The 21,816-nt window shown below is 70.3% G+C and carries 18 protein-coding genes and 1 pseudogene; 10 read left to right on the forward strand and 9 right to left on the reverse strand.

Going from position 1 to position 21,816, the window contains the following annotated elements; all coding sequences use genetic code 11:
* The first annotated feature begins 129 nt into the window (after positions 1–129).
* Entirely contained in the window at positions 130–267 is a 138-nt protein-coding gene (locus ACF06X_RS07310; protein ID WP_392286237.1) for a hypothetical protein, read from the forward strand.
* A 78-nt stretch (positions 268–345) separates the two neighbouring features.
* Here ACF06X_RS07310 and ACF06X_RS07315 read toward each other — a convergent pair whose 3' ends face one another.
* The 3 genes from ACF06X_RS07315 to ACF06X_RS07325 form a co-directional block, all read right to left on the reverse strand.
* Complete coding sequence (locus ACF06X_RS07315; RefSeq protein WP_392286238.1) at positions 346–855, reverse strand: Hsp20/alpha crystallin family protein; 510 nt, start codon at positions 853–855, stop codon at positions 346–348.
* Positions 856–1,005: 150 nt separating this feature from the next.
* Complete coding sequence (locus ACF06X_RS07320; RefSeq protein WP_392286239.1) at positions 1,006–1,422, reverse strand: DsrE family protein; 417 nt, start codon at positions 1,420–1,422, stop codon at positions 1,006–1,008.
* Positions 1,423–1,521: 99 nt separating this feature from the next.
* On the reverse strand, positions 1,522–4,398 hold the full coding sequence (locus ACF06X_RS07325; RefSeq protein ID WP_392286240.1) for a helix-turn-helix transcriptional regulator: 2,877 nt from the start codon (positions 4,396–4,398) through the stop codon (positions 1,522–1,524).
* A gap of 256 nt (positions 4,399–4,654) precedes the next feature.
* On the opposite strand from ACF06X_RS07325, the gene ACF06X_RS07330 reads away from it, so the two are divergent.
* Complete coding sequence (locus tag ACF06X_RS07330; protein WP_392286241.1) at positions 4,655–5,308, forward strand: DUF1326 domain-containing protein; 654 nt, start codon at positions 4,655–4,657, stop codon at positions 5,306–5,308.
* 41 nt (positions 5,309–5,349) lie between these two features.
* Positions 5,350–5,970, forward strand: coding sequence for a DUF1326 domain-containing protein (locus ACF06X_RS07335; protein WP_392286242.1), 621 nt, complete (start codon positions 5,350–5,352; stop codon positions 5,968–5,970).
* A gap of 72 nt (positions 5,971–6,042) precedes the next feature.
* Here the strand turns inward: ACF06X_RS07335 and ACF06X_RS07340 are convergent, their stop codons facing one another.
* From ACF06X_RS07340 to ACF06X_RS07350, 3 genes are all read right to left on the reverse strand, one after another.
* A complete protein-coding gene (locus ACF06X_RS07340; protein ID WP_392286243.1) occupies positions 6,043–6,867 on the reverse strand; it encodes a DUF2182 domain-containing protein in 825 nt (274 codons plus the stop codon).
* 253 nt (positions 6,868–7,120) lie between these two features.
* The gene (locus ACF06X_RS07345) at positions 7,121–8,233 is read right to left on the reverse strand and encodes a lytic polysaccharide monooxygenase (protein ID WP_392286244.1); all 1,113 of its coding nucleotides are present in this window, start codon (positions 8,231–8,233) and stop codon (positions 7,121–7,123) included.
* 45 nt (positions 8,234–8,278) lie between these two features.
* On the reverse strand, positions 8,279–9,415 hold the full coding sequence (locus tag ACF06X_RS07350; RefSeq protein WP_392286245.1) for a cellulose binding domain-containing protein: 1,137 nt from the start codon (positions 9,413–9,415) through the stop codon (positions 8,279–8,281).
* 284 nt (positions 9,416–9,699) lie between these two features.
* Between ACF06X_RS07350 and ACF06X_RS07355 the strand changes: the two genes are divergently transcribed.
* Positions 9,700–11,940, forward strand: coding sequence for a glycoside hydrolase family 9 protein (locus ACF06X_RS07355; protein ID WP_392286246.1), 2,241 nt, complete (start codon positions 9,700–9,702; stop codon positions 11,938–11,940).
* 142 nt (positions 11,941–12,082) lie between these two features.
* Positions 12,083–12,490: an FKBP-type peptidyl-prolyl cis-trans isomerase gene (locus ACF06X_RS07360; protein WP_392286247.1), complete on the forward strand. Its 408-nt coding sequence runs from the start codon at positions 12,083–12,085 to the stop codon at positions 12,488–12,490.
* A gap of 51 nt (positions 12,491–12,541) precedes the next feature.
* Here ACF06X_RS07360 and ACF06X_RS07365 read toward each other — a convergent pair whose 3' ends face one another.
* Together ACF06X_RS07365 and ACF06X_RS07370 are read right to left on the reverse strand one after the other, a co-directional pair.
* Entirely contained in the window at positions 12,542–13,393 is an 852-nt protein-coding gene (locus tag ACF06X_RS07365) for a DUF72 domain-containing protein (protein WP_392286248.1), read from the reverse strand.
* A gap of 104 nt (positions 13,394–13,497) precedes the next feature.
* Entirely contained in the window at positions 13,498–13,974 is a 477-nt protein-coding gene (locus ACF06X_RS07370) for a hypothetical protein (protein ID WP_392286249.1), read from the reverse strand.
* A gap of 374 nt (positions 13,975–14,348) precedes the next feature.
* On the opposite strand from ACF06X_RS07370, the gene ACF06X_RS07375 reads away from it, so the two are divergent.
* The 3 genes and pseudogenes from ACF06X_RS07375 to ACF06X_RS07385 all read left to right on the forward strand — a co-directional run bounded on the left by ACF06X_RS07375 (position 14,349) and on the right by ACF06X_RS07385 (position 18,371).
* On the forward strand, positions 14,349–15,503 hold the full coding sequence (locus ACF06X_RS07375) for an oxygenase MpaB family protein (RefSeq protein WP_392286250.1): 1,155 nt from the start codon (positions 14,349–14,351) through the stop codon (positions 15,501–15,503).
* Positions 15,504–17,133: 1,630 nt separating this feature from the next.
* On the forward strand, positions 17,134–17,517 hold the full coding sequence (locus ACF06X_RS07380) for a hypothetical protein (protein ID WP_392286251.1): 384 nt from the start codon (positions 17,134–17,136) through the stop codon (positions 17,515–17,517).
* Positions 17,518–17,611: 94 nt separating this feature from the next.
* Positions 17,612–18,371, forward strand: a pseudogene (locus ACF06X_RS07385) (transposase).
* Positions 18,372–19,133: 762 nt separating this feature from the next.
* On the opposite strand, the gene ACF06X_RS07390 reads toward ACF06X_RS07385, so the two are convergent.
* Complete coding sequence (locus ACF06X_RS07390; RefSeq protein ID WP_392286252.1) at positions 19,134–19,940, reverse strand: hypothetical protein; 807 nt, start codon at positions 19,938–19,940, stop codon at positions 19,134–19,136.
* Positions 19,941–20,047: 107 nt separating this feature from the next.
* On the opposite strand from ACF06X_RS07390, the gene ACF06X_RS07395 reads away from it, so the two are divergent.
* On the forward strand, positions 20,048–20,473 hold the full coding sequence (locus ACF06X_RS07395) for a hypothetical protein (RefSeq protein WP_392286253.1): 426 nt from the start codon (positions 20,048–20,050) through the stop codon (positions 20,471–20,473).
* 213 nt (positions 20,474–20,686) lie between these two features.
* Positions 20,687–21,793, forward strand: a complete 1,107-nt coding sequence (locus ACF06X_RS07400; RefSeq protein ID WP_392286254.1) for a hypothetical protein — start codon at positions 20,687–20,689, stop codon at positions 21,791–21,793.
* Positions 21,794–21,816: the final 23 nt, after the last annotated feature.

Below are 21,816 nucleotides of genomic sequence, written 5' to 3' on the forward strand. Positions count from 1 at the left end.
AGGCGATGGCGGTCGATGTGACGAGGATTATGGCGAAAGCTCCCCGCCGGGCGTTGTGGCGGCCGACCCGGCGTGTCCACAATGAACGCCACTCCGCCACTTCGGGGGCTTTCAGAAAGTTATGAGCGCATGGGTGAACATGTACACGTCCGGCTGAAGGCCGACGTGCGGATCTCGGCGAGCGGTGAGCTGAGCGAGCTGTACCGCTGCCGCTGCGGCGAGACCTGGACCAGGACGTACGGCGTGGAGGGCACGGAGCCGGAGTAACAGCGGCCCCGCCCCCCAGCGCGCGGCCCCCAGCGCGCATTCGCCGGTCCTCATTCCCCCGGCTCTATTCCCCGGCTGTCACTCGCCGCCTGCCTGCGGGTCCATCCGTGTGGGCTCGGTCTCGCCCGCGATGGTGCGACGGGTTCCGATCTCGATCTTCCGGCGCTCGGCCCGTTGTTCCCTCTTCGGGACGGTGACGGTGAGGATGCCGTTGTCGAGCTTCGCGTCGCACTGCTCGCTGTCGGCGCCCGGCGGCAGCGTCGTGCGGTACATGAACTTGCCGGTTCTGCGGCTGAGGACCTTCCCCGAGTGCTCCTCGGCCAGCTCACCGCTGATGACCAGTTCGTCCCCCTCGACCTCCAGATCGATGTTCTCCGGCGGGAAGCCGGGCAGCTCTACCTTCACGGTGTAGGCGTTGTCGTCCTCCCGCTCCTCCGCCATGGGCATCCAGGTGCCCCCGCCGGCCGGCGTGGCCGCGCGCTCGAGCATCCTGCCCATCTCGTCCCACATGCTTTCGAAGTCCCGGATCGGGTCCCACATCGCCCCTCGGCTCAGGGCTCCGCCGCCCCGCCGTATCGGCAGTCCCATGGTGGACACCTCCTGCGTCTGTACGTGTCCGGCGGCCGAAGCGGCCCCCGGCGTACGCGCGGCTAACCCACCACGCCGACGGCAAACACCCCCTCGCCGACCGCCGCGAAACGTGACCGCCGACCGCCGACCGCCTCCGAAGTGACCGCCTCAGAAGTACTGGCAGTGGTCCGCCCGGGTCGCCTTCTCCTCCAGGAACCAGGTGGCGTCCACGATGCCCTCCGCCTCGGGAATCAGGTTCGACTCGTCGACGCCGAACGACCCCGCGGCCGCCCGGCACCCGTAGAAGCGCACCTTGCCGGTTCCCTTGAGGTACGTGAGGTAGTCCATGATCTCGGTGGGCTCCCCATCCTTGATCATCTGCTCGCGCAGCGCGCCCTCGTCCGCGGCGTGGCGGCCTTCCACGCGGAGCGAGCCGGCGCCCTCCTTCGTGAGGACCCGGACCGCCCAGAGCACGAAGAGCATGTCCACCTCCACGCCCTTCTCCGCGCAGAGCCAGGCGAACGTGAGGGGCGTGAGGATCTTGTCGTACGCGTCGTCCCTGACGACGATGGCCAGCTTCTCCATGACCGCTGTCTCCTCTCCCGCCCCTTCTGGTTGCCCGCACCCCACGGTAGGGAGCGGAGCGGGAGAGAACATGCGCCGTACTGCCGTATTTCCGGCGGGCTACCGCCGTACTTCCGCCTCTCGCGCGGGGGCCGGGTCGTCGGTCAGGCCCAGCTCGGCGGCGCGGCGGGCCGCCGCCGTCCGCGAGGAGCAGTGGAGCTTGTCGAGCACATGACGGACGTGCATGTCGACCGTGCGGGGGCTGAGGAAGAGCTCCCGGGCGATGTCGCGGTTCGTCAGGCCGTCCACGAGCAGGCGCAGCACCTCCTTCTCGCGGCGGGTGAGACCGGCGGGTTCGAGCGAGCGGGCGGCGAGCCGGCCGAGGCGGCGGTCCACCCGCTCGCCCATCTCCGCGAGCGCCGTCGCGCACTCTCGTTCCAGCGGTCTGGCACCCAGTCGGCGGGCGGTCCGGTACGCGCCGGTCAGCAGGGAGACCGCCGTCTCCCGCTCACCGGCCGCGGCCAGTGCCGCCGCCCGGCGCCGCTGGGTGAGCGCTTTCTCGAACGGCGCCGGGACACCGTGCAGGAGGTCCACGGCCCGGCCGAACCGCGCCGCCGCCCGCCGCGCGTCTCCGTCCACCAGGGCGAGCTCTCCCCCGGTGTGCGCGAGGGCCGCCAGGACCTTGGACGAGCCGGTCCGTGTCGCGGCGGTGGCCAGCAGCCGGTGGCAGCGCGCGAGGCCGTCGTGGTCGCGCCGGTCCGCCAGGAACGTGGCGCTCCAGCGCAGAGCCGGCAGCGCGTAGTGCCCTTCCTCGTTGGTCCGGCAGCGTTCCAGCAGGGTCGTCACGGAGGCGAGTGCCGCGGCCTCGTCCCCGTCGAGGCCGGCGACCACGGCCAGCCCCCAGAGGGCGCCCACCTCCATGCCGAAGATCCCCTGGGCGTGGCCGAAGGCGGCGGCGCGGCGCAGCGGCCCTCTGGCCCGGCGCCGGTCTCCCCGCAGCGCGTGGATGAGTCCCATCTCCTCCTGCGCCACCATGCGCATCGGCTCGGCCGCGTGTTCGTCGGCGAGCGTCGCGGCGCAGATGGCCAGCGAGCGGTCCCAGTCGCCCATGAGCCGTACCACCGGTGACGTACAGGTGAAGCAGACCTGTGCCAGCTCGGTGGCGCCCTGCTCGCGGCAGAGTTCGAAGGCCTTCTGGTAGACGTCCGCCGCCGCCGCGTAGTCGGCCGCGTACTCCAGTGCCTCGGCCAGTTCGTAGTACGTCTCGCCGGTCGACGCTCCCGGCCGGGCTTTCAGGGCCAGTGCCAGACCGGAGCGGGCGAGGGCGACTCCGCGCGGACCGTCTCCCAGTGCGGCGACCAGCGCGCCCCGCAGGGCGAGGGCGTGGGCTCTCAGGTCGCCTCGGTCCGCCGCCTCGGCGTCCTCCGCGGCGGCCACCGCCTGCTCCAGCGCTCTGGTGAAGTGCGCGGCGGACTTCCAGTGGTCGGCGAGGGCGAGACGTTCGCCCGCCGCCTCCCCGCGTCGGCCCGCCGCCGCGAAGGCCTGCGCCGCCGCCTCGCGTGCGGCGACCACGCGGGGCCGGTCGCCCATCAGCCCGGCGGCGTTGGCCAGCCTCCGCTGGGCGGCCGCGGCGCCGGCGAGATCGCCCCGGGCGCGGCGCACCTCCGCGACCCGCGCCCACGCCGTCGCGGCCGGCTCCGGCTCCCCACTGAGCTCGGCGCACTCGGCCAGCAGCTCCAGGGCGGCGATCCGGCCGGCCGGGTCGACGTCCTCGGGCCAGTCGTCCAGGGCCTTACGAGCCGATGCGGCGGCGTCCCGGTAGGCGTGGGCGGCGCGGTGGCGCTCGGCCGCGGCCAGCAGCAGCGGCCTCGCCCGCCGGTGTTCGTGCGCGGCGCTCCAGTGGGCGGCGACCTCCTCGGGCGCCGCTCCACGGGCGCTGAGCTCGGCGGCGACCCGCTGGTGGTGGCCGCGCCGGCGGGCCCACGGGATGGTCCGGTACAGCGCGTCCCGTACGAGCGCGTGCCGGAACACCGCTGATCCGGGGCCCTCTTCGCGCAGCAGCCCGGACTCGAGCAGCTGGTCGACGCCCTGCGGTTCAGCGAGGGCGGCCAGCACCGGGAGATCGACGCGTACGCCGAGGACGGCGGCGAGTTCGACCGCCGTTCCGTGGCGCTGCCGTAGACCCTCCGTACGGAGCAGTACGGCGTCCACGACGCTGTCGGGGACGGCGAGCGGCGCGTCCGGGGCCGGGGCGACGCGGTCGCCCGTGCGGCGCAGGCCGCCGGACTCGGCCAGTGCGGCGGCGAGTTCCTCGACGAAGAAGGGCAGTCCTTCCGCCCGGTCGTGCACCGCCGCGGTCAGTTCCGGGGTGGGTCTGGCGTGCAGGAGTCCGGCGAGCAGTTCCCCGGTCTCTTCGGCGGTCAGCGGCCGCAGCGCGATTTCGGCGAAGTGGCCGGCCCTGCGCAGTTCGGCGCGCAGGCGCCGGACGGGATGGGAGCGTGGGAGGCCTTCGCCGCGGTAGGTGGCCAGGATCAGCACCGGCTCCCTCACCAGCGCCGCAGCGAGGTCCGGGAGCCGGTCGACGGCCGCGGCGCCGGCCCAGTGGAGGTCCTCCAGGACGACGATCGTCGGCCGGCGCCGTCCGAGGGCGCGAAGAGCCCGCCGCATGTTCCCCGCCCATGGCGACCGGTCCGCCACGGCGCCGCTGTCGGCCACGGCACCGCTGTCGGCCGTACCGACTCCGGCGTGCTCCGGTGGCGCCGTGTCGCCGATCTGTTCGCCGAGGGTGCTCCACACGTCGGCCCCGGGGGTGGCCGTGGCCTGCAGCAGACCGCCGTCCCAATCGGCGAGGACCTCCCGGACCAGCCGGCTCTTGCCGACGCCCGCGTCCCCGCTCACCAGGATCAGACCGCCCGCGCCGGCCCGGCACCGCGCGAGCCCCTCTTCCAGCGCTGCCCGCTCGACCACCCGGCCGACCAGCGGCGACTGCGTCACCACACCACAGACGTTACCGCCACGAGCGGTCCGCGGCCCGGGAGGAGGGCTGTAGTTCCGCGCCGGAGAGGCGCATGCTGGACATGAGGCCGCTCCGCCCTCGCGGCCGTCGGGCCCCTGTCGGCGGGCACCCCCTTCCGGGCACCCGCCTGGTGCACCCGCCTGGTGCACCCGCCTCGGGCGCCCGCCTCCGGGCACATCGCGGGACGACCTCGCTTTCCTGAAACCTTCCGGTAGCAGGATCGAGGAGGTCAGCGAGATGACCGAAACAAGCACCGGTCCCGCCTGGCATCTGGTCGGCGACTGGTTCGACACCTGCAAGTGCGCCATCCCTTGCCCGTGCACGTTCGCCCAGCCCCCCACCGAGGGGGACTGCGAGGGCGTCATGGCCTGGCACATACGAGAGGGCCGATACGGGGACGTCCGGCTCGACGGACTGAACGTCCTGATGCTCGCTTCCTTCACCGGCGACGTATGGGCCGGCACGCATACGGACCCCTACGCCGCCGTCTTCGTCGACGAGCGTGCCGACGACGGGCAACGCGCCGCTCTCGGAGCGATCTTCGGCGGTGAGGCAGGAGGCTGGCCGCAGCAGTTCGGTGAGGTCTTCGGCCCCGAGATGCGCGGCATGGACATCACGCCCATCACCATCGAGATCGACGACGACCTCGGGTCGTGGAGCGCCGAGGTCCCGGGCCGCGTCACCGCCCGCGCCGAGGCCCTCACCGGCCCGACCACTCCCGAGGGGGCGAGGGTCCAGGTCCACAACGCTCCCGGCTCGGAGGTCGGTCCCGGCCAGATCGCCACGTGGGGCCGCGCCACCACCGACCGGGCCGACGCGTTCGGCTTCACCTGGGACCGCAGCGGCAGGTCCAGCAAACACTTCCCGTTCGACTGGAGTGGCCCCGACTGACTCCCCGAGCTCGCCGGGACGCTCGCGGAAAGGAGCAGGTCATGACATGGGACATATCCGGTAACTACGTCGCCGGCTGCTCGTGCGCGATCGTGTGCGGGTGCGCCGTCGACGCCAAGCCGCGGGACCCGCAGGGCAAGGAGGGGTGCCTCGGGGTGGGCGTCTTCCACGTGGCCGAGGGCCGACTGGACGAAGTCGACCTGTCCGGTGTGGACTTCGCGCTCTACAACGAGTTCCCCTCGAACCTGACCTCGGGCGACTGGAAGGTCGGGATCGTCGTCGACGAAGGCGCGAGCGACGAGCAGGCCGAGGCGATCGACACCATCGTCTCCGGGCGGGCCGGCGGACCGTTCGGGGACCTCTCGCAGTTCTTCGGTGAGTACCTCGGCGTGGAGCGGGCGGAGGTCTCCCTCTCCGACGGGGAGACTCCCCGGCTCACGGTGGGCGGCCGCAGCGACATCGAGTTCACGCCACTGCGGGGGCCCGACGGCACGCCGACGACGGTCAAGAACGCGCTGTTCGGCTTCTCCCCCGAGTTCACCCTCGGGACCGCCAAGGGCCGTTCCGAAGCCTTCGGGCTCTCCTTCGACAGCACGTACGGCGAGATCGGCGACTTCTCCTTCGCCTCCGAGCAGGCCGAGGGTGCCGCTACCGGCCGCTAGGGGCGTCGACGGGCGCGTCGAACGGCGCGCCCATGGGGCCCATGAGCCCGTGTGGCCCATGGGCCTCATTCATCACATCGGCCCCATCGGCCCCATCGACGGCTCGTCCGCGGCGAGCCCCGGCAGCAACCAGTGCTGGAACGGCGCGAGCACACCGAGCACGAGGAACGTGACGCCGACCGCCCGGGTGAGCCAGGGCCCGTACCTCCACAGCTTCTCCAGGAAGATCACCGCGGCGAGCCCCGCCATGGCCGCCACGTTCATCACACCGAGCGGGATGAGCACGATCATCAGGCCCCAGCAGCAGCCCAGGCAGTACAGCCCGTGATGCGCGCCGACCCTCAGGTCCCGCAGCCAGGGGCGGAAGCGCGCGTACTGCAGCAGCTGCAGCATGGGGGACCGGCAGTGCCGGAGGCACACCCGCTTCAAGGGGCCCAGCTGTTGGAGGCCGGCCAGGACGAACACCCCCGCGCCGATCCACCGCCCGGCGCCGGGGTGGTCCCGCACCGCCTCGCCGGTGAGCGTGAGCAGGCCGTACGCGACGAGGCCGAAGGCCGACCAGACGAGCAGATAGCCTCCGACGAACTCGGTGGTGCGCACCGCGCGCGCCGCCCCGGAGGAGCCGCGCCCGATGGAGCGCGCCCAGGTGAGGGCGACGGGGGCCACCGAGGGGAACATCATCGCCACCATCATGGTGAGCCACAGCAGGAGGAAGAGGGGCAGCGCCAGCCCCATCGTGCCCGGCCCGACGCCCATGCCGCGCGCTTGGCCGACGGTCAGCACCCACGCCAATGCGGCGATGAGCACCATCAACGACCAGGCGACCATCACGTCGCGCCTGAGCGGCGACGCGGGTGGGCGGACGGGTGCCGGGGCGGTGATGTGAAGGAGTTGCATGACGCTCCTCCCGCAAGGTCGCGCGGGATGTCGCTGACACCTCCAGCACACCACAGATGTCGAGCGCCCGTCCCGTGGGGGCGCGTCCCTTGGGGGGCGGCTACGTCGCGTCGCCCAGCATTCCGAGCGCAGCGGTGAGAGTGAAGATCTCCGCCACGGCCTTTTGACTCGGGGCCCGACCTAGTACGCACCAGGGACGACGGGTCGGCGCCGGTTCCCGCGTGATGCGGGGAACCGGCGCCTCCGTCCGCGGCTACGGGCCGACGCAGCCGATCGAGCCGACCGGAAGGTTGTTGCCGGTCGATGTGGCCGTGAACCCGAAGGTGACGCTGCCGTCCGGCGGGATGGTCCGGTTGTAGTCGAGGTTCCTGACCGTGAGCGAGCCGTCGGATCCGGTGGTCAGCGCGCCGTTCCACACACTGCTGACCTTGGTGCCCGCGCCGGGCGTCCACCTGACGGCCCAGCCGTCACGCGCGGCCGTGTTGTGGTTCATGACCTCCACGGAACCCTGGAAGCCGCCGCTCCAGGAGTTGGTCACGCTGTAGACGGCCATGCAGCCGGTGTGGGGGTTGGTCGGCGTGGGGGTGGGTGTGGGAGTCGGGGTTGGCGTGGGAGTCGGGGTCGGGGTGGGGGTCGGGGTGCCGCCCGAGCCTCGGATGCCGGTCACCTCGCCGTTGCCGCCGTCGAAGACGATGTCGGAGCAGGAGAAGAAGTTCTCCTGGCTGTCCGAGCGCACCCACTGGATGAACATCACGGCGTCACCCGAGCGGCCCGAGGGCAGATTCAGACTCCAGTGGTAGTGGCCGCCGTCCGTGCCCGGCGAGCCGCTCTGCGGTGGGTCGGTGACGGTCTGGATCAACTCCAGGTCGTCCCAGCCCAGTTCGGTGCTCGGCAAGTAGCCGGCCTTGGACAGGTACACCCGGAAGGAGCCCGGGTGGGCGGCCCAGTTGCTGTGCTTGATCTGGATCGTCTTCCCGGACGTCAGGTGCGTCCGGGGCCAGTCGGCGCGTGCGGCGTTGTATCCGGTGAAGTTGTACGGCGATCGGTCACCGGCGCTGCACAGCTTCCCGTCCGGGACGTAACCGGGGCCGCGCCCGCCGGCGTTGGAGTCGAGCACGGCGAACCAGTTGTAGAGCGCGGTCGCGCCGCTCTCGGCGAGTGCCGCCTTGCACGCCGGGTTGGTCGGGTCGAGGGCGCCGGTGCTGGTCTTGGCGTCCAGCCAGCAGAGGTAGGTGCGCGATCCGGGCGTCATCGTGACGCCGTGCGCCTGCGCGCTGCCCTGGCCCAGCAGGATCAGGCCGAGCCCACCGAGCAGGGTCGCGAGCACCGCCGCCAGGGAGGCGAGGCGCTTCTCGCGTCCAGCCATCATGTCTCCTGTGTGTTCGTTGGGGTGGTCGTCCGGTCGGTCGGATCACGCGCAGGCGGTGCCGTTGAGCCGGAACCCGGACGGCTGGACGAACGTGCCGCTGTGGGTTCCCTGGAAGCCGAAGGTCTGGCCGGCGCCGGGCGCGATCCGCGCGTTGTGCGCGAGGCCGGTCGCCGTCACGGCCCCGGAGGCCGGCGTGACGGCGGCATTCCACGCGTGGGTGATCCGCTGCCCGGAGGGCAGGGTGAAGGACAGCTTCCAGGGGTCGACAGGGGTCGAACCGGTGTTGGTGACGGTGACGTCGGCGGTGAAGCCGCCGGTCCAGACGTTCGTCGCGTACGTCACCTTGCAGGACGTCGCCGGGGCGGGTTCGCCGGGGCCGGGTTCGCCGGGACCGGGCGTACCGAGGTTCACGGCCGAGGAGAAGGAGTTCACCGTGAGCCCGGCGCCGTTCTGCCACGGCTCGAAGCCGGCCTGGACACTGGTCAGATACCAGTTGTTCTGAGCCATGCCGCGGGAGACGGTCTCCCGGACGAAGTCCATGACGTCGAAACTCCAGCCGGCGATGGCTGACGGGGCGACGAAGGAGATGACGTCGTTGGAGCCGTTGCTGCCCGTCCACACCTGCCAGGCGCGCCCGCCGACGGTGGCGGTGCCGACCTGGGAGCCGATCGGCTGGATCGGGCCGACCTTGTTGAACCAGATCATGATCTCGGTCCGGTTCACCCCGTCGGTCTTGGGCGTGGGGTCCAGCCAGATGTCGTACGAGGCGTTGTAGACCGCGTCGCCGACATAGCCGTACGAGATGCTGCTGGGGGCACTGGCGATGCCGCTGAGCTGCGCGGGGAGGTTGGTTCCCGGCGAACAGTTGGTGTAGTGGCAGCCGTTGAAGACCGAGGGGTACGACTTCGGGGCGCCGTTGGTGGGAACCGAGCCGTCGGCCCGGGTCACCCGGAAGCCGGTGTCGGTGGCGGTGACGCACTGGGGGGCACTCGTACCCCAGCGGTTGTTCTGGACCACGTAGCGGCCCTGGATGGTGGTCGAACCGTACTGTTCGCAGATCAGGGTGTCCGCCCGGGCCGCCGGGGCGGCGGCCAGGAGAGCGGCGACGGTGGCGAGAGCGATGAGCAGCGCGCCGAGCATGCCGCGCGCGGCGAGGGGGCGGTGCGGTGACGCTCGCATGGGGGGAGCCTCTCCGGGAGTGATGGGAGGGATGGGGGGATGACCGGGGGTGCTGATCTAGGTCGGGAGCGCTCCCCGTCACCCACTGTTGGGAGCGCTCCCACGTGCGGTTGCCGGGGACTGTAGGAGTCCCACGGTGTTCTGACAACCCATCGGAACCGAATGAATCGAGCGCGGTCCGGGCCGTTGACGACTCGCCGCTTCAGCCACAAAGATGTCCACGCCTTCATGGGAGCGCTCCCAATAGCTGAGTCGTACCGCACCTGCCGACGAGGAGCCCAGACGTGAACAGACGCAGAACGGCCCTGCTGTGCCTGACGGCCCTGCTGGCGACCGCCCTCACCGCCGTGCCCGCCGGCCCGGCGGGGGCGGACGAGGTCGAGCAGGTCAGGAACGGCACCTTCGACACCACCACCGACTCGTGGTGGACCGACAACGTCACCGCCGGACTGACCGACGGCAGACTGTGCGCCGATGTGCCGGGGGGCACGACGAACCGCTGGGACGCCGCCGTCGGCCAGAACGACATCACGCTCGTCAAGGGAGAGTCGTACCGGTTCAGCTTCCACGCGACGGGCGCCCCCGAGGGCAACTCCGTCCGCGCGATCGTGGGCCTGCAGGTGTCGCCGTACGACACGTACTACGAGGTCACCCCGCAGCTGAGCGTGTCCGGCAAGACCTACACCTACACCTTCGCCTCACCCGTCGACACGACCCAGGGGCAGGTCGGCTTCCAGCTCGGCGGCGCCGCCGAGCCCTGGCGGTTCTGCCTCGACGACGTGTCCCTGCTGGGCGGGGTGCCGCCGGAGGAGTACAAGCCCGACACCGGCCCCCGGGTCCGGGTCAACCAGGTCGCGTACCTGCCCCGCGGGCCGAAGAACGCCACCCTCGTGACCGAGGCGACCGGGCGGCTGCCCTGGCAGCTGAAGAACGCCTCCGGCACCGTCGTGGCGCGCGGCTGGACCGTGCCGCGCGGTGTGGACCCCTCCTCCGGGCAGAACGTCCACTCGATCCACTTCGGTGACCACCGCGCGGCCGGGACGGGTCTCACCCTGGTCGCCGACGGTGAGACCAGCCGCCCCTTCGACATCGGCACCGCCGCCTACGACAAACTCCGCCTGGACGCCGCGAAGTTCTACTACACCCAGCGCAGCGGGGTCGCGATCCGCGACGACCTGCGGCCCGGCTACGGCCGCGCGGCCGGTCACGTCGACGTCGCCCCCAACCAGGGTGACGGGAACGTGCCCTGCCAGCCCGGCGTGTGCGACTACACGCTCGACGTCACCGGCGGCTGGTACGACGCCGGCGACCACGGCAAGTACGTCGTCAACGGCGGCATCTCTGTCTGGCAGCTGCTCAGCACCTACGAGCGCGCCCTGCTCGCCCGCACCGGGCAGGCGGAGAAGCTCGGCGACGGCACGCTGGACATCCCCGAGAGCGGCAACAAGGTGCCGGACATCCTCGACGAGGCCCGCTGGGAGCTGGAGTTCCTGCTCAAGATGCGGGTGCCGGAGGGTCAGCCGCTCGCCGGCATGGTCCACCACAAGATCCACGACGAGAAGTGGACCGGCCTGCCGCTGATGCCCTCCGACGACCCGCAGAAGCGCGAGCTGCACCCGCCGACCACCGCGGCCACCCTGAACCTCGCGGCGACCGCCGCCCAGGCGGCCCGCCTGTACAAGCCGTACGACCCCCGGTTCGCCGCCACCGCGCTCGCGGCGGCCCGGACGGCCTGGGCCGCGGCCGTCGCCCACCCCGACGTCCTCGCCTCCGAGAGCGACGGCATCGGCGGCGGCGCCTACGCCGACCGTGACGTCAGCGACGAGTTCTACTGGGCGGCCACCGAGCTGTACCTGACCACCGGCGGGAAGGAGTTCCAGGACCACATCCTGAACTCCCCCGTCCACACCGCCGACATCTTCGGGCCGATCAGCTTCGACTGGGCGCGCACGGCCGTCCCCGCCCGGCTCGACCTGGCCACCGTCCCGAACCGGCTGCCCGGCCGCGACAAGGTCCGCCAGTCCGTACTCCAGGGCGCCGACCGCTATCTGGCCACGCTCCACGCCCACCCCTACGGCATTCCGTACGCCCCCGAGGGCCACAGGTACGACTGGGGCTCCACGCACCAGATCCTCAACAACGCCGTCGTCCTGGCCACCGCCTACGACCTCACCGGCGGCGCGAAGTACCGCGACGGGGCCGTCCAGAGCATGGACTCGATCCTGGGCCGCAACGCCCTGAACATCTCCTACGTCACCGGCTTCGGCGAGGTCAGCGCGGAGAACCAGCACAGCCGCTGGTACGCCCACCAGCTCGACCCGAAGCTGCCCCGCCCGCCGGCCGGCTCGCTGTCCGGCGGCCCGAACTCCAGCATCCAGGACCCGCTCGCGCAGAGCCGGCTCCAGGGATGCGTCGGTCAGTTCTGCTACATCGACGACATCCAGTCCTGGTCGACCAACGAGCTCACCATCAACTGGAACTCGGCCCTGACCTGGATGGCCTCCTTCGTGGCCGACCAGGGCTGACCGGGTTCACACGGTCCCAGAAACGGACTCGAGGCCGTGTCGAATACTTTCGATACGGCCTCTGACCTGCATAGGCTGCCATGGAGAGTCCGTGTGTCCGGATGGTCCGTGCGGGTCGCCTGCGGAGAGTGATGAGGCTGTGATGGGTGAGCAGACGAAGCCCGAGGTCGACGTTCCGAAGGGTGCCGCTCCCACCGAGCTGACCATCCGCGACCTGATCGTCGGGGACGGGGCCGAGGTGAAGCCGGGCATGGTGGTCCGGGTGCACTACGTAGGGGTGACCTTCGAGTCCGGGACGCAGTTCGACGCTTCCTGGGACCGCGGCGAGCCGTTCAAGTTCGCCCTGGGCGGCGGCAGGGTCATCAAGGGGCTGGACCGGGGTGTGCGGGGGATGAGGGTCGGCGGGCGGCGCGAGATCGTCATCCCTCCGCGTCTCGGCTACGGCAAGGAGGCGCCCTCACCGTTGATCCCGGCGCACTCGACCCTGGTCTTCGTGGTGGACCTGCTCGACTCGTACTCCCGGACCGCCGGGTGGAGCAGCACGTCCTGAGATGGGCCGACTTCCCCGCGACCGGCGCGGCGCGGTGACCGGACCGTCGCTTCAGGAACCTTCCAGCAGACCGCTCAGCGTCTCGGCGGCGCGTACCGCGGCGTCACCGCAGCAGTTGTTGAACAGGACGTGCAGCTGCTCGGTCCGGTCCGCCATAGAGCGCAGGCGCGGCAGCCAGGCGGCCAGTTCCTCCCGCGTGTAGGAATGGCGGAAGCGGTCCTCCTTGCTTCCGGTCCCCCAGGCGGCGCTACGGCCGTGAAAGCGGACCACTGCGAGCCTCGAGGACGTGACGGGTGTGACGGCGGGCATCGAGGTGGGCAGCCCTTGGGCCGTGTCGACGGCCACCGCGGTGGCGTCCAGGTCCCTCAACAGGGCGGCAGTGCGCTCCCGCCGGTCCTCGCGCCACCAGTCGGGATGGCGGAACTCCACGGCCATCGGCCACTGGTACGCCCGTTTCCTGGTGGCATGGAGCACGGTCTCCGCCCGCGCGCCCGGACCGAACCACGGCGGGAACTGGAACAGTACGGCGCCCAGCCGGCCGGACTCGCGAAGGGGCCGCAGGGCCGCCCCGAAACGATGCCAGACCTCGTCGAGCAGCTCCGGGTCGCCGAGGGTGTGGCCGCGCAGGTCGGCGGGGAGGGCGGTCTTGCGGGTCGGGTGGCCGGTGAGGAGGGAGAACGCCTTGACATCGAACCGGAAGCTCGGCGGCGTGCGTTCGCTCCAGAGCAGACTGTTGCGCACGCTGGGGAGTGCGTAGTAGCCGGCGTCGACCTCCACGACGGAGAAGCGTTCGGCGTAGTGCCGCAGCCTCCCCTCCGGGTCACGCCGCCCGGGTGGGTACCATCCGCTGGCCACCAGCGCCTTGTCCGTCCATGAACACGTCCCGATCAACAACTCACCCATACCGGCCGTCCTTTCTTCTCGGCCCCTCTACCCGGGAAAGCGCTCACCGCCCTCTTAACTTGTCGTTCATGGTCCGGCGTCGATCGCGGTCTCCCGTGGGGATGTCAGTCCCACGCGTTGAAGAGCACTCCGCCCAACGTGGTGATGCCGTAGAGGCGCACCTCACGCCACTCGCCCTGTGTGAGCACTGATGTGTCCACGTTGGAGAGTGGTGTGGCGAGCTGTTCACGACCAAGGACCACGAAGCCCGCGTTGGTGAAAGCGTGAGCCCACGGCGGCGGAGCGAGGAACTCCTCTCCGTACCAGTCCCGACGCGACTGGGCGAAGGCGATCCATGGGTGATGAGCGTGACACAGGACGATGTTCTCGCCTGCGCGTGTGACGATCGTTGCGGTGTGGAAGGTCCGGGGGTATGCCTGTTCCTCCACCTCGCCCACTTCGCCTCCGACGACGCGGGCAGCGGCATACAGAGCGGCGCGGAACGCCCGCAGCTCAGTCTTCGGGAGTGGGCCGTCCTTCGGCCGGAAGAAGCCTGTCGCCCCCCGCGGCAGCGTGAAGCCGATGTTCCCCTCGTTGCCCATGCCGCTCATTTTGCCCGGCGCGAGGCGCAGCCGAATCCGCGCGCACGGAGGGACGACGCGGCTGTCCCGGTCAGCCCATGTGGCCTCCGTGAGGCTCGGAACGGCCAAGGGGCACCGATCCGACAGACCGGCCCCAAAAGCCAAGCTTTACGCGCCTTCAGTGCGCGGGGCGCACTCCTGTGTGCCTCGAATGGGGCATCGCGGACTCACCCCGATCAGGGAAGGATCACGGACGGTGATCTTGCTCTAGAGGCGGGTGCTGTGTCGTCCCTGCTCCGTGGGGGCGTGGCACAGCGGGCGGGATTCGCCTGCCGCCCAGCCAGGGACCTGGCTCAGCGGCCCACAGTCCTGCTCGACGAAGGATGGAGTTTGCTGTGCCATTGACGACTGCCAACGCCGCGGCCGAGATGGAAGCCGCAAGCAAGGTCGGTGATCCAGAGGCTGACGCGCTGGTGTCCGACCTGATCGACAACCGGGAGGTCGACGGGGTCAATCATCTGTTCCGTACCATCAACAAGCTGGGCAAGGGGCAGGACTACTCGCAGCTGCCCGAGCGGCTCGCCGAGTTCATGAGCCGGGCCGAGGCTGATCCGCCGGGCTGGAGTCCGGCGGACGTCAAGGCGGCCGAAGGCTTCTTCGCCCACCACCACGGCGAAGTGTCCATGCTCCAGGGCACCGTCGGTTTGATCGGCACCTACCTCGCGCCCACCGGGGCTTTCACCCTGCGCTCCACTGGCCGACTCGGCGGTGTGGAGGGACCGGGCCGACGCCTGTCGCAGTCCTCCCGCCTGTTCGTCGACATGGGCAACAAGGGCGCCATGACGGACGGAACTCTGCGAGCGAGCGTGACCAAGGTGCGCCTGGTGCACGCCTCGGTGCGGCAGCTGCACAAGAAGAGCGGCGAGTGGGACTACGCCAAGTGGGGCGAGCCGGTCTCCCAGAAGTACACCACCGGCGCGGCCTGTGTCTTCTCCACCCAGATCCTCCAGGCCATGCGCAACCTCGGCATCGACGTCTCCAAGGATGACGCCCACGGCTTCATGTGTGCCTGGCACTACGTCAACCACTACCTCGGCACCCCCGAGAAGTGGCTGCTGCCCAAGAACGCCGACGACGTCGAGCAGGTGTGGAACCAGGAGCGGGACAAGGAGTGGAAGAAGACCGACGACGGGCTGTTCATGACCGCGCAGGCCATCAAGTTCTACCGGGAGTTGCTCCCGCCCGCCGTCAGTGACGCGTTCATCGCGGTGATCCGCGTGGGGCTCGGCGACAAGTACGCCGACATGGCCGGTGTGCCGAAGAGCCCCCTGGACCTGGCCGGCAAGCCCCTGGCCGAGGGCCACAAGGTCGTCAGCGGTATCGGCGGCGGCCTGCTCGGCGGCAGCGCCAAGAAGACCGTCGGCGTCAACCCTTACAAGGAAGTCCTCGGGGTCGCTTCCAAGCACTTCAACGCGATCGAGAAGTACGCGCTCACCCACGACAAGGACGACCAGCCTCAGATGCACCAGGAACTGGGCGACAACCGCTGACCGCAGGGCCGGATCCGGCTGCCGTGCTTCCCCGCGAGTGGCCGTCGCGGCGGCGGCTCGGCAGAGCACGACAAGGCGGCCGGGCCCGCGCCTGCAAGCCCGGCCGCCGTCGGGGGGTTCGGTCGTTCAGGCCGCCGTTGTCATCGACGGTCGTGATGACTACACGGCCGACCTCGATGACGGCGGCGTGGGTGTTGTCCAGCAGCACCCAGCCGTCACAAGTTGCCGCTGCCGCTCTGGGCGGTGCCGTCGGCTCCGATGTTGCCGTAGACGATCCGCAGGCCGGTGGGGACATTACCTCCGCCCTGCCGGGGCTGGTGGGGGTGCCGGAGGTGCGGCGCAGGTGGAGGGCGGTGCCGTAGTCGTGACGCAGCCAGATGCGACGGTTGTCGGCGACGCTTTTGAGGACGGGGTTGTCGAAACGTGGGGGTTGTCGCTGTCGGGGTTGACCGTGACCTTGGCCCGGCTCCAGGCACCAGCCGTCGGTGTCGTTCCCGCCGCCCAGGCGGATGCAGACGGGGTACCGGTCGAGGTCGGCGGTATCGAGCCGGGGCTTGCGAGGGTCGTTGTACTCGGCCTGGAGGACGTTGGCGCCCTCGCCCAGGACGAACTCGTCCGTCGTGCCACGATTGAAGTCGTCGCCTGTGGTGTCCAGGTAGGAATCGCGGCCGGCGATGCCGAGGTAGACGTAGTTGTCGGCCCGGTGATGCAGCGTCGGAGGACCGCGTGCCGCGGCCTGCGGTACGCGCGCGGCGGCTCAGGGGGAGCCCTTGGCCACCGCCGACACCACGCCCCAGCGACCACTGTGCGTCTGGCAGGTCATGCCTGAAGCCACAGGCGAAGGGCAGCAACGGTCACGGTGCCGTGGAAGACGTAGGCCCCGCTCGTCGAAGCTCATGGCTTCCATCCGGTTGACCTTCGACTTTCCGATCAGTCGTTCCACTTGGTTCCTGCGGACGTAGCAGACCTCATCGAGGTTGGGGGTCCGGCCGCCTCGGCTGCCGCGTTGGAGGCGGTCGGTCCGCTGGTTCCTCGGATCGAAGATGGTGTGCTTGATCTGTCGGCGGCGCAGGAAGCGGCGGTTGTGCCGAGAACTGTTGGCACGTCGACTGAGTGGCTCGGCTTCGACCGCCCGCACACCCTCACGCCGGCGGCCGGCTTCAGCCGGTGGCCGGCCGGGCCTCTCGCATGTTCCGCCCCATGGCGCAACGACCCCTTCACCTGTGCGAGCGCGGCCGAGCGGCGGCAGCGGCTGAACCTGGGGCGTGAACCCGGCGAGGAGGTCCAGGGCGCGGCGGTGGTCCTCCGGCGACGTGTCCGGCCTGCACCGCACATGCCACAGAGAAAGCCAAGCCCCGGCGCATCGAGATCACCAGCTGACCCCCACCGCGCAGACGCAGGAGGTAACCGGCCCGGCCGCGGGCATGGAGTCCTCCAGGCCCCCCGAAAGTCGGACCTGGCCAAGGCTTGTCCCGTAAACGATCTCCGAGGCGGCGCGGATGTGCGTGGGTCGTGGGCTGAGGTCGAGAAGGGGCTCGACACGTTTTTGCGCACGGCAGCGGCGTCGTGCGACTTCACCCTTCGGATACTGCTACGACAAGACCTTCGACGTGGGCTGAGGCTGATCACCTTGAGCGAATGCAACATCTACGCCGGCCACCGGGAGCAGCAGGTCCCGGGGGTCACCCTCGCGAAGACCCTATGGGCTGACCTCGAAGCGGCCTTCGGCATCAGGTTCTCCGGCGACGCCGATGGTCAGCCCCCCTCCTTCACCTGGGGGAACAACGAGCGCTGGCTGAGCGTCTGGGTTGCGGTACCGCCGGACCTGGACGAGCCGCACCACTCCCACCCGGCAAGGGTCACCGCCAATCAGCCTGACTCGGACGCCTGGGCCCACCGGGTCTTCGACGCCCTGGACGCAACGGGCCGGTACTCGCTGTTCATGATTGAGGACGACCATGACCTGGTCCGGACGAACTCGGAGCTGGCCCGCACCCAGTGGGAAGACCGCTGATCCCCTGACCCGCAACCGAGATCTATGCCCGTCCAGGAAGTGATTGGCTCGCCAGCGCCGGCGGGAACCGTGTGAGGATCTCGCCGTAGCTGGTGTGATCACGCGTCGCAGCCGTCCCGGATAGCCCCGTTCACGGGGCTCAGCACGCGCTGCTTCGGCACGTTGCTGACGATACTGCGGCGTGAAGGCGCGGACGCGGTCCGCAGGGGCCGGCCGTGGAGCCTGCCGCTGGAGGACCGCGTGCTACTGGTCGCCGCTTAATGGCGCACCAACTTGACGCTGCGCCAGCTCGCCCCGTTCTTCGGCGTCTCCAAACCCGCGGCCGACCGCATCATCAACCACCTCGGACCCCTGCTTGCACTTCGGCCCCTCAGGCGGTTCCGCAAGAACACCGTGCTCATCGTGGACGGCACCCTGGTCCCCACCCGTGACCACACAGTGGCTGAGCAATCCAAGAACTACCGCTACTCCACCAACCGTCAGCTCGTCATCGACGCTGGCACCCAGCGCGTTGTCGTGGTCGGTCGACCCTTGCCCGGCAACCGCAACGACTGCAGGGCATGGGAGCCCTCCGGCGCCAAGGACGCCGCCGGCAACACCACCGTGATCGCTGACGGCGGCTACCGCGGCACCGGCTGATCATCCCGCACCGCCGCGAGGGCGGACAGCGTGAACTGCCCGCCTGGAAGGAAGAAACAACACCTCCCACCGCAAGGTCCGCGCCCGCTTCGCAGCACGCCTTCGCCCGCATGAAGATCTGGTAGATCCTCCGCGACTGCCGCTTGAAGGGCGACGGCGTCCATCACGCCATGAGCGGCATTGCCCGTCTGCACAACCTCGCCCTCGCTGGTTGATCGAGCAGCCCGAACCACGACATCCCCACCGGATCAGAGATCGTTTACGGGACACCCCTTAGGCAGACCGGAGCTGTGATCGCACACCCATTTGCGACTGGCCAGCGGCCCGTGACCACGACGCGCAGGGTGTACGGGCGGCCGGTGCTGATCGCCTCTGCCTGCTCCCGGAGATCGGCGGGCGTGAAGCCGAGCAGGGCCCGGTCTGCGGCCGCGCGTAGCAGCGGGAAGCTCTCCGCCGGGGGCCGGCCGCGGTGAGTGTCGGCGAGCTCGGCGAACGTCTGCTGATACGGCGTGCCGTAGGTGCTGGCTGTTCACGCTGATCTCGCCCATGTCCCGCTCCCGTGCTCCGGTAGCCGGCAGGGCCCGGCCCACGCTCACGACGCTACGAGGGGGGTCTGACAGTGAGTTCCGGGCGCACGCCTGCGCCCTCCCGTGGGGAGCCGGGAGGGGCGGCGCGGCCCCGCCAGCTCGGGACAGGCGGGGCCGGGGCGCGGTTCCTCTCCGGGGGGTCGCGAGGACCGCGTGGGCACAGCCTGGCACCGGTGGGCTGTGCGCAATAGGGTCGTGCACGAACCCGAGGCATATGCACAGTGCCCGTCCCCTCTGCTGCCGGGTGGCGGGCACTGGCTCGTGGGCCAGGGGGCGGACGTAGGCCGGACGGCGCAGGATGATGACCTGCCCTCGGCCTGCGCGTCGGCGTCTGCGTCGTTGCCCGCTGGTGGGCGGCCGTGGCGAACAGGATCGACAGAGCGAACGAATTTAGAAGAGCTCGACCACGATGGCGACGCTCACGGCGGTGATGGCGAGGCCGACGAGGAGGATGACCAGCCAGAAGGAGGTGAGCCACACCTTGCGGAGCCACGAGTACACGAAGGTCGATACGCCGGGACGTCCCGGGCGATAGGCGACCTGGACGGTCGGGGCAGTGCTCCTCCCGAGCAGGTCGATCCTGCTGTGGGTCGCGCCCTGCATGTCGGTGTACACGTAGCTCACGCCGTTGCGCTTCGCCTCGACGGTGATGCCATGCCGGGGCAGATACCAGATGTCGTACATGTGCGACAGCAAACCGGCCCCGAACGCGGTGATCCCCACGCCGAACGGGGTGACCAAAAGGAACAGGACCGCCATCTCCATCGGCCCCAGGATCCCGATGACCACGGTCATCGCGACGATCAGGAGGCCGGCGGTCCACGCCCAGAACGTGAATTTGCGGAACCAAGCGTCCTCGTCGGACTCCGTCAGCGTGCTGACGGTGACGAGGGCCGAGCCGTCGGCAGCTTCCGCGGACTCGTCCGCGGACTCGGGCAGGCTCGCGTTGACCGCGTCGGCGAACATCGTGGCCGCCGCCTCGCTCACGCCCCCGACCCGGTGGACGGCCGGGGTCGATCCGGCCGGGGCGGTGAGCTCCACGGCGACGGCACGGCCCTCCGCCTGGACCGTCCGGACGGCCTGGAGCGGGATGCGCGTCTCCTCGCGCCCTCGGGTCAACACGAGGTCGTCCTCCTCGGCTTGGAGGACGACTCCGCCGGAGCCGCGCAGGACGGGTATGGGTGAGCTGATCGACATGGGCATGATCGTAGAGGGCGGCCATCCGATCACCAAGGCCGCTACGGCGTCAGGACCCCGTTCAGGTACGGCTCGACGGTCTTGCTCCAGGCCCTTGGGGGCTCGTAGTGGAGGAGGTGGCCGGCGTCGGGGATCTCCGCGTACGGGCAGAATCCCGGCTGGCAGCGTTGCTTCCCGCCTTCCCGCCTACCGGCCCACGGCCGATGCTGGCGATGGCGGCCGGCTTCTGCGTCGAGCACGGGGCCGATCCGGCCGACTGCGCCGAGCCGATCCTCGGCGGTGTCCACCAGGACCTGCTCGACGCCCTGGAGTTCGCCCGCCGCTGGGCCTCCACCTGCGCGGCGGAGGGGACGGCCGGCTTCGTTCACGAGAATGGGTTCTGGCTCGACTTCTGTGAAACCGGACCCCGGCGCTTCTGCTCAGGTCTTCCGAAGACATCCGGCCTGGGCGATGTCTGGCACTGCGAGCCGAAGGACCACGTCGCCCGCCCGTCACCCCAGAAGTTGAGCCAGAACCCGAGAATGGGCAGCTGATGTTCACCACTTCGGCAGGCGCCACGGGGCACCCGGGAACTCGAGCACTGCGTGAGTCGCTTGCCGTCGTCGGAGGCCGAGGACGAGCACTTGCCCGCGCTGCGTTGATACCCCACGGCGGTGGCAGGTGCCGTTCCCGCGACGGATGAGAAAACAGGTTGGCTTACTGTTGGCGAGCTGCGACGATGCCTCTGTTTCCCAGGCGGAGGGCATTTGTTCGTTTTCGTGTGTGCGGGATGCGGCGCTGAGCTGACTACCCCTCTGTCCCAGGTCTCACTGCCAATCCACGCCCGTCAGAAGTACGGGAACGGTGCCCAGCTTCCGGTGCTCATGGAGTCGGGGACGTTCGCCGTGGACCCGGACCCCTGGGGAGGGCCGTGGCGGATGTGGGACGAGATCGATCCGGGCGAGGCGGAAGCGCGCGGCATCTACGCGCCGGTCTACGCCCTATCCGACAGCACGCCCGGGGCGAGCGTCATCGCGCCCGGCGACACCCGGGGAACCCGGCTGATTCCTGAGAAGCGCGGCGGTGCCTGCTGCGGCCTCGACGGAGCCGACGGGCCCAACATGGCCTGCGAGACGTGCGACCTCCCCGTGGCGACCAGGGTCGACGACTGCTCGCTCTGGCAGCAAGTGCGGCTCAACCCGGAAGCCGTGCACCGCGTCCCCGTCGACGGAGTCCACGCTGCACCCCTCTCCTGGGCGGAGCTGGCAGAGAAGGGGGAGAAAGTGCCCCCGTTCGAGCCGATTGCCACATGGGGAGGACGGTTGTGGTCGGACCACTACTGGTCGTGGAGCCCGCAGTGGGAGGCGGCAGCCGGCCAGGCGCTTGCCCACCTCCTGGTTGCCTCCCAAGGGCAGCCGGTTGAGGTCCCAGGCGGTCTGACCGCGGACGTGTTCCAACGCGCGCTTGACACCCTGCTGCCGGCATGCCCCCCGAAGCGGCGCGCCGTCCTGGCTGGACCGGGACAGCCCTCCCCAGGTGCGGGCGTCGACATCCTCTTTGTACCGGTCCACCCCCAGACAGGTGAGACCTGGACCCCCGTCGGCCCGACTGCGTCTGCATACCCCGTGCCTCTGCCGCTGGGGGTGTGGCTGTGGTTGGTCTCTCCCCAGCCATACCTGCCGGTTCCAGCATCAGGCCGCATACCCAAGGACGTACTCCGCGACGACCCGCTCCCGCCGCTCCCCAACTACTCGTTCCGAGCTGACCGAGGAACGTTCCAGCACACCTTGGTCCGGCTACCAGCCGTTCGCAGCCCTTGGCTACGAACGATCCTCGAGAACCCCACACAGGGCACCTCGGCCGACATCTTCTAACCGTCTGACAATCGAACAGCACC

The organism is Streptomyces sp. NPDC015346 (genome assembly GCF_043078785.1).
Classification (GTDB): Bacteria; Actinomycetota; Actinomycetes; order Streptomycetales; family Streptomycetaceae; genus Streptomyces.

What these genes read in the sequence shown, in the direction of transcription:
- ACF06X_RS07390 (WP_392286252.1), bottom strand. Translation starts at nt 19,940, where the DNA reads ATGTCGATCAGCTCACCCATACCCGTCCTGCGCGGCTCCGGCGGAGTC.
- ACF06X_RS07360 (WP_392286247.1), top strand. Translation starts at nt 12,083, where the DNA reads ATGGGTGAGCAGACGAAGCCCGAGGTCGACGTTCCGAAGGGTGCCGCT.
- ACF06X_RS07335 (WP_392286242.1), top strand. Translation starts at nt 5,350, where the DNA reads ATGACATGGGACATATCCGGTAACTACGTCGCCGGCTGCTCGTGCGCG.
- ACF06X_RS07365 (WP_392286248.1), bottom strand. Translation starts at nt 13,393, where the DNA reads ATGGGTGAGTTGTTGATCGGGACGTGTTCATGGACGGACAAGGCGCTG.
- ACF06X_RS07345 (WP_392286244.1), bottom strand. Translation starts at nt 8,233, where the DNA reads ATGGCTGGACGCGAGAAGCGCCTCGCCTCCCTGGCGGCGGTGCTCGCG.
- ACF06X_RS07340 (WP_392286243.1), bottom strand. Translation starts at nt 6,867, where the DNA reads ATGCAACTCCTTCACATCACCGCCCCGGCACCCGTCCGCCCACCCGCG.
- ACF06X_RS07315 (WP_392286238.1), bottom strand. Translation starts at nt 855, where the DNA reads ATGGGACTGCCGATACGGCGGGGCGGCGGAGCCCTGAGCCGAGGGGCG.
- ACF06X_RS07350 (WP_392286245.1), bottom strand. Translation starts at nt 9,415, where the DNA reads ATGCGAGCGTCACCGCACCGCCCCCTCGCCGCGCGCGGCATGCTCGGC.
- ACF06X_RS07310 (WP_392286237.1), top strand. Translation starts at nt 130, where the DNA reads ATGGGTGAACATGTACACGTCCGGCTGAAGGCCGACGTGCGGATCTCG.
- ACF06X_RS07320 (WP_392286239.1), bottom strand. Translation starts at nt 1,422, where the DNA reads ATGGAGAAGCTGGCCATCGTCGTCAGGGACGACGCGTACGACAAGATC.
- ACF06X_RS07370 (WP_392286249.1), bottom strand. Translation starts at nt 13,974, where the DNA reads ATGGGCAACGAGGGGAACATCGGCTTCACGCTGCCGCGGGGGGCGACA.
- ACF06X_RS07330 (WP_392286241.1), top strand. Translation starts at nt 4,655, where the DNA reads ATGACCGAAACAAGCACCGGTCCCGCCTGGCATCTGGTCGGCGACTGG.